Consider the following 6,394-nt stretch of genomic DNA (forward strand, 5'->3'; position numbering starts at 1 on the left):
GGTCAGGTCACGACGGCGCAGCGGCGGCAGCTTCCTGGACCGCGGCGGCGACCGCGCCGGGCACGGCGGGGTCGAACACCGACGGCACGATGTAGCTCGCGTTCAGCTGCTCGTCCGACACGCAGCGCGCCAGCGCCTCGGCTGCGGACAGCATCATCGGCACTGTCACGTCGCGGGCTCGCGCATCGAGCAGGCCGCGGAACACGCCCGGGAACGCCAGCACGTTGTTGATCTGGTTCGGGTAGTCGCTGCGCCCGGTGGCGAGCACGCCGGCCAAATGCTGTGCGGCGTCGACGTCGGTCTCCGGGTCGGGGTTGGCCAGCGCGAACACGACGGGCGACGGCGCCATGTCCGCGATCCACTGCGCCGGCAGCACGTTCGGCGCGCTGACGCCGATCACGACGTCGGCGCCGCGAAGTGCGTCGTGCAGATCACCGGTGACGCACTGCGGATTGGTGCGCGCGGCGAGCTCACGCTTCGCCGGCCCGAGCCGGGTGTCGTCCGGCGCCAGGATGCCCTCGCGGTCCCACACCAGCACGTGCCGTGCGCCGGCGGCGAGCAGCAGGCCGACGATCGCGGTGCCGGCCGCTCCCCCGCCGGCCACGACGATGCGTGCCGTGTCCAGCTGCTTGTCCGTGCAGCGCAACGCGTTGGTCAGCGCCGCGGTCACCACGATCGCGGTGCCGTGCTGATCGTCGTGGAAGACCGGGATGTCGAGTTCGGCGCGCAGCCGCCGTTCGATCTCGAAGCAGCGCGGCGCGGAGATGTCCTCCAGGTTGATGCCGCCGAAGCCCGGCGAGATCGCCCGCACCGTCCGCACGATCTCGTCGGTGTCCTGCGTGTCGAGGCAGATCGGCCACGCGTCGATGTCGGCGAAGCGCTTGAAGAGTGCGGCCTTGCCCTCCATCACCGGCAGCGCCGCGCCCGGGCCGATGTTGCCCAGCCCGAGCACCGCCGAGCCGTCGGTGACCACCGCGACGGCGTTGCCCTTGACGGTCAGCTTCGCGACGTCCTCCGGGTGCTGGGCCAGCGCCATCGACACCCGGCCGACGCCCGGCGTGTAGGCCATCGACAGGTCGTCGCGGGTGCGCAGCGCGACCTTCGGCTGCACCGCGATCTTGCCGCCGAGGTGCAGCAGGAAGGTGCGGTCGCTGACCCGGTGGACGGTGACGGTCGGCACCGCCCGCAACGATTCGACGAGCTGCGTCGCGTGCTCGCCGTTGGCCGCTGAGCAGCTGACGTCGACAGTGATCCGATCGGCGCGCGACTCGCTGACGTCGATCGCAGTGACCAGGCCGCCGGCGGCGCCGACCGCCGTCGCGAGTTCTCCGACGACCGACGCCGACGGCGGCGCGTACACCCGCACCGTGATCCCGTACGACGCACTCGTGGGCAGAGCTCTCGGCGGCTGCGTCGCCGCCGGCACGGAGTCGACCATGTCCCCATCCTTGCGCGCCGCGCCTGAGTCCCGCCTGCCCGGCCCGCAGCCGCAGTGACAAGATGGGAGGAGTGCCTGATCGAACCCGTCTGGCCGTCACAACGAGGTGACTCGCAGATGACTGACACGCACGCCGGCGCCCACGCCGGCGAGCCCGTCGCACCCCCCGACGACCCCGCAGGTCCGGATCCCGCGGTCTTCGCCCGGCGATACCTGATCCACGCGGACGCGCAGCTGCGCGGCCGGTCGAGCACCGCGTTGGCGTCGATCGCCCGCGATGCACTCGATTTCGGCCGCAGCCGGCCCTGGGGCACGACGCGGCTGCGGGTGGTGGACGCCGAGGAGTGGAGCGACACCCGCCGGCCGGTGCCGCGCGGGGGCACGGTGGCCGCGGGCGCGAACCCCGCCGCTGTCGACCCGCTGACGGTCATCGAGATCGTCTCGGAGGACGCGCCGTACATCGTCGAGTCGCTGCTCGCCGAACTCGCCCGGCACGGTTACCAGGTGCACCGGGTCTTGCACCCGCAGCTGGTCGTCACCCGCGACCCGCACGGCGCGATGACGCGCGTCCTCGACATCGACGACAACGGCGACGTGCCAGACGGCTCCGCTGTCGAGTCGTGGATCCGGATCGAGTGCGCGCACGTACCGGCCGACGACCGCGCACAGCTCGCCGACGACCTCGAGCGGGTCCTGGACGACGTCCTGCACGCCGTCGCGGACATGCCGCACATGTACCGGATGGTGCGTGAGCTCGCCGAGCAGCTGCGCACCGATCCGGGCCATTTCGACCGCGAGACCAGCGCCGAGGCCGGCGCCCTGCTCAGCTGGCTGGCCGACGGCAACTACCTCGTGCTCGGCCACGCCGCGTACTCGGCGAACGACCTCGCGAGCACCCATACCGAGCGGGAGGTCGCGAGCTCCGGCGTGCTGCGCGGCCGCGCGCGGATCTCGGCGCTCGAACTGCTGCCCGCCTACCGCAGCGGTGTGCCGCTGGTCATCTTCAAGTCGCCGCTGGTGTCCACGGTGCGCCGCTCGGCGCACTACGACTGCGTCACCGTCATCACCCCGGCGACGGAGCGCGAACCGTCGCTGATGCACGTCTTCCTCGGCCTCATCACCAGCGCCGAGGACGGCACCGTCGGCCGGGTGCCGGTCGTGCGCCGGCGGATCGGCGAGATCATGGAGCGCTCCGGCGTACGGGCGTCCAGTCACACCGGCCGCCGATTGCTCGCTGCGCTGCGCACGCTGCCGCGCGACGAGCTGCTCGAGGCACCGACCACCGACCTGCTGCGGCTCGCGCAGCTCGTGGCCGACCGCGCCGAGCACGGCGACGTCGGCGTGTTCGCGCGCATCCACCTGAACCGCGACTTCGTCAGCGTGCTCGTCTACTTCCCCGCAGACCGGTTCGGCCCGGAGACGCGGCGCGCCGTTCGCAAGGTGATCACCAAGTACTGGCCGGGCGAGATCATCGGCCGCGACGACCGCATCGTCGAGATGAACTTCGCGCGGATGCAGCTGCTCATCGCGGTGCGGCCGGGCACCCAACCGCCGTCGCCGGAGCGTCGCGAGGTGGAGGACGAGGTCTCGAAGGTCACCCGCCGGTGGAGCGACGACCTGAACGACCTGCTCGCCCTCGTCAAGGGCGAGGACGAGGCCGAACGGCTGGTCAGCACGTATTCCGCCGCGCTGCCCGAGGCGTACAAGGAGGACTTCGGTGCGGCCACCGCGGTGCGCGACCTCACCCGGCTCGGTGCGCTGCCCACCAACGACGGTCTGGCCTTCGACCTGTACACGCCCGGCGGGCACGACGCGGCCGACCGGCGGCTCAAGGTGTTCCGCACCGGCGGCGCGGTGTCGCTGGCGCGGGCGCTGCCGATCTTCACGCAGATGGGTATCGAGGTGCTCGACGAGCGCCCGTACGAGATCGCGCTCGGCGGTGAGCAGTCGGCGTGGATCTACGACTTCGGCCTGCGGCTGCCGGCCGGCGTCGACTTCGACGACGACCGCGCGCGCAACGTCATCGACACCGTGCGGCTGTTGTGGCGCGGCGAGATCGAGCAGGACGGGCTGAACGCGTTGGTCGTCCGCAGCCCCCTGACGTGGTGGCAGGTGAACGTCCTGCGTGCCTACGCCAAGTACCTGCGGCAGGTCGGCACGATGTTCAGCCAGGGCTACCTCGAACAGGCGATGGTCGACAACGCCGAGATCAGCGCTGCCGTCGTGGAGCTGTTCGAGTCCCGCTTCGCTCCGCACCGCGACGGCGAGGCGCCGGTCGTCGACGGGCAGACCAGCCGCGTCGAGCACATCGAGCAGCTGCTCGCGGACGTCGCGAGCCTGGACCAGGACCGCATCCTGCGCTCGCTGCTCGCCCTGGTGAACGCCACGCTGCGCACGAATGCCTACCGCACCGACGCGCCGGTTGGCGCCGCCGCGGGGCAGGTCGAGGGCGAACGGCGCACCGCGCTGGCGCTCAAGCTGGACCCGCGCCGCATCGCGGACCTGCCCCAGCCGCGCCCGCGCTACGAGATCTGGGTCTACTCGCCGCGCTTCGAAGGCGTGCACCTGCGCTTCGGGCCGGTCGCCCGCGGCGGCCTGCGGTGGTCGGACCGCCGGGAGGACTTCCGCACCGAGATCCTCGGCCTGGTCAAGGCACAGACGGTCAAGAACGCGGTCATCGTGCCCACCGGCGCCAAGGGCGGCTTCGTCGCCAAGCGGCTGCCCGATCCGGGCACGGACCGCGACCGCTGGCTCGCCGAGGGCACCGCGTGCTACCGCACCTTCATCTCCTGCCTGCTCGACGTCACCGACAACTACCGCACCGCCGAGGACGGCACCCAGCAGGTCGTGCCGCCGCCGCAGATCCGGCGCTACGACGCCGACGACCCGTACCTCGTGGTCGCGGCGGACAAGGGCACGGCGACGTTCAGCGACATCGCCAACGAGATCGCGTTCGACTACGGCTTCTGGCTCGGTGACGCCTTCGCCTCCGGCGGCTCGGTGGGCTACGACCACAAGGCCATGGGCATCACCGCGCGCGGTGCGTGGGAGTCGGTCAAATACCACTTCCGCGAGCTGGGCGTCGACACGCAGACGCAGGATTTCACCGTCGTCGGCGTCGGCGACATGTCCGGCGACGTGTTCGGCAACGGCATGCTGCTGTCCGAGCACATTCGGCTGGTGGCCGCCTTCGACCACCGGCACATCTTCCTCGACCCGGACCCGGACGCTGGCACGTCGTTCGCCGAACGCCGACGCCTGTTCGAACTGCCGCGCTCGTCGTGGGCGGACTACGACAGGTCGCTGATCTCCGCGGGGGGCGGTGTCCACCCGCGCACCGTCAAGTCGGTGCCGATCACGCCTGAGGTCGCGCGAGCACTCGGCCTCGATGCCCAGGTCACCGAGCTCTCCCCCGCCGAGCTGATCCACGCGATCCTGCTCGCGCCGGTGGACCTCTTCTGGAACGGCGGCATCGGCACCTACGTCAAGGCGTCCGCCGAGACCAACGCCGACGCCGGTGACAAGGCGAACGACGCGCTGCGCGCGAACGCCGACGAGCTGCGCTGCAAGGTCGTCGGCGAGGGGGGCAACCTCGGCCTGACCCAACGCGCGCGCGTCGAGTACGCGCGGCACGGTGGCCATATCAACACCGATGCCATCGACAACTCGGCGGGCGTCGACACGTCCGACCACGAGGTGAACCTGAAGATCCTGCTCGACCGCGCGGTGGCCCGTGGCGAGATCGACTGTGACGAACGCAATCAGCTGCTCGAGGCCGCGACCGACGACGTGGCCGCGCACGTCCTGCGCGACAACTACGAGCAGAACGTGCTGCTGGGCATGGCGCGGATGCTCAGCCCGGCCCTGCGCGGCGTGCACCTGCGGTTCATGCGCGACCTGCAGGCCGCCGGCGAGCTGGACCGCGCGCTGGAGTTCCTGCCGGACGACGCCGAGATGGCCCGTCGCGAGGCGGACGGCCTGGGCCTGCTGCCCCCCGAGAACGCGGTGCTCGTCGCCTATGCGAAGAAGACGCTGACGCAGGAGGTCGAGGACTCCACACTGCCCGACGAGCCGTACTACCAGCGGGTGCTCGCCGACTACTTCCCGAAGGCGATCGCACAGCGCTTCGCGGCCGACCTGGACAAGCACCCGCTGCAGCGAGAGATCATCACGACCGCGCTCGTGAACGACATGATCAATCGCTCGGGCACCACGTTCGTGCACCGCACCATCGAGGAGACCGGTGTGCCTGCCTCGCAGGTGGCCCGCGCGTACAGCGTGGTGCGCACGGTGTTCGACCTACCGAGTCTGTGGGCGCAGATCGAGTCGCTGGACAACGTGGTGCCCACCGCCGCGCAGCATGCGGCGTACAAGGAGATCCGCCGGCTCGTCGACCGCGCGACGCGCTGGTTCGTCGATGTGCGCTACCCGATCACCGATGTCGCCGCGGAGATCGAGCGCTACCGGCCGATCGTGCGCGATCTGGGTTCGGACTGCCCGCAGCTGCTGCGCGGCGTGGAACGCGACGCCCTCTACGCCGACGCCGACTCACTCATCGAGCTCGGCATCCCGCGCGAGCTCGCACTGCAGCTCGCCGAGCTGCTCAGCGCGTTCCTGCTGCTCGACGTCGTGGAGATTGCAGCGCGCAGCGGCCAGGACCGGCAGTCGGTGGCGCAGGTGCACTATGCGATCTCCGAACGGTTGAGCGTCGACAGCCTGCTGACCCTCATCACGGCGCTCCCCCGCGACGACCGCTGGTCGACGTTGGCCCGCTCGGCGATCCGGCACGACCTGTACGCCGCGCTGTCCTCGATCACGCTGGCCGTGCTCAACGACACCGACCCCGCGCAGCCTGCGGACCAGCGCATCGACACGTGGATCGAGAACAACGCCGCGCGGGTGCAGCGCACCCGCGCGACGGTCCGCGGCGGGGTGACCAAGGCCGCTGCCGACCTC

At 71.2% G+C, this 6,394-nt stretch carries 2 protein-coding genes; one reads left to right on the forward strand and one right to left on the reverse strand.

Translation table 11 applies throughout. The features are described from left to right. Positions 1–7 precede the first annotated feature (7 nt). Positions 8–1,438: an NAD-dependent malic enzyme gene (locus ACFFCN_RS09820; protein WP_375491136.1), complete on the reverse strand. Its 1,431-nt coding sequence runs from the start codon at positions 1,436–1,438 to the stop codon at positions 8–10. A gap of 117 nt (positions 1,439–1,555) precedes the next feature. On the opposite strand from ACFFCN_RS09820, the gene ACFFCN_RS09825 reads away from it, so the two are divergent. After that, a partial coding sequence (locus tag ACFFCN_RS09825) for an NAD-glutamate dehydrogenase (protein ID WP_375491138.1) occupies positions 1,556–6,394 on the forward strand: 4,839 nt, incomplete at its 3' end.

The organism is uncultured Jatrophihabitans sp. (genome assembly GCF_964246335.1).
Lineage (GTDB): Bacteria > Actinomycetota > Actinomycetes > Mycobacteriales > Jatrophihabitantaceae > Jatrophihabitans.

What these genes read in the sequence shown, in the direction of transcription:
- ACFFCN_RS09820 (WP_375491136.1), bottom strand. Translation starts at nt 1,438, where the DNA reads ATGGTCGACTCCGTGCCGGCGGCGACGCAGCCGCCGAGAGCTCTGCCC.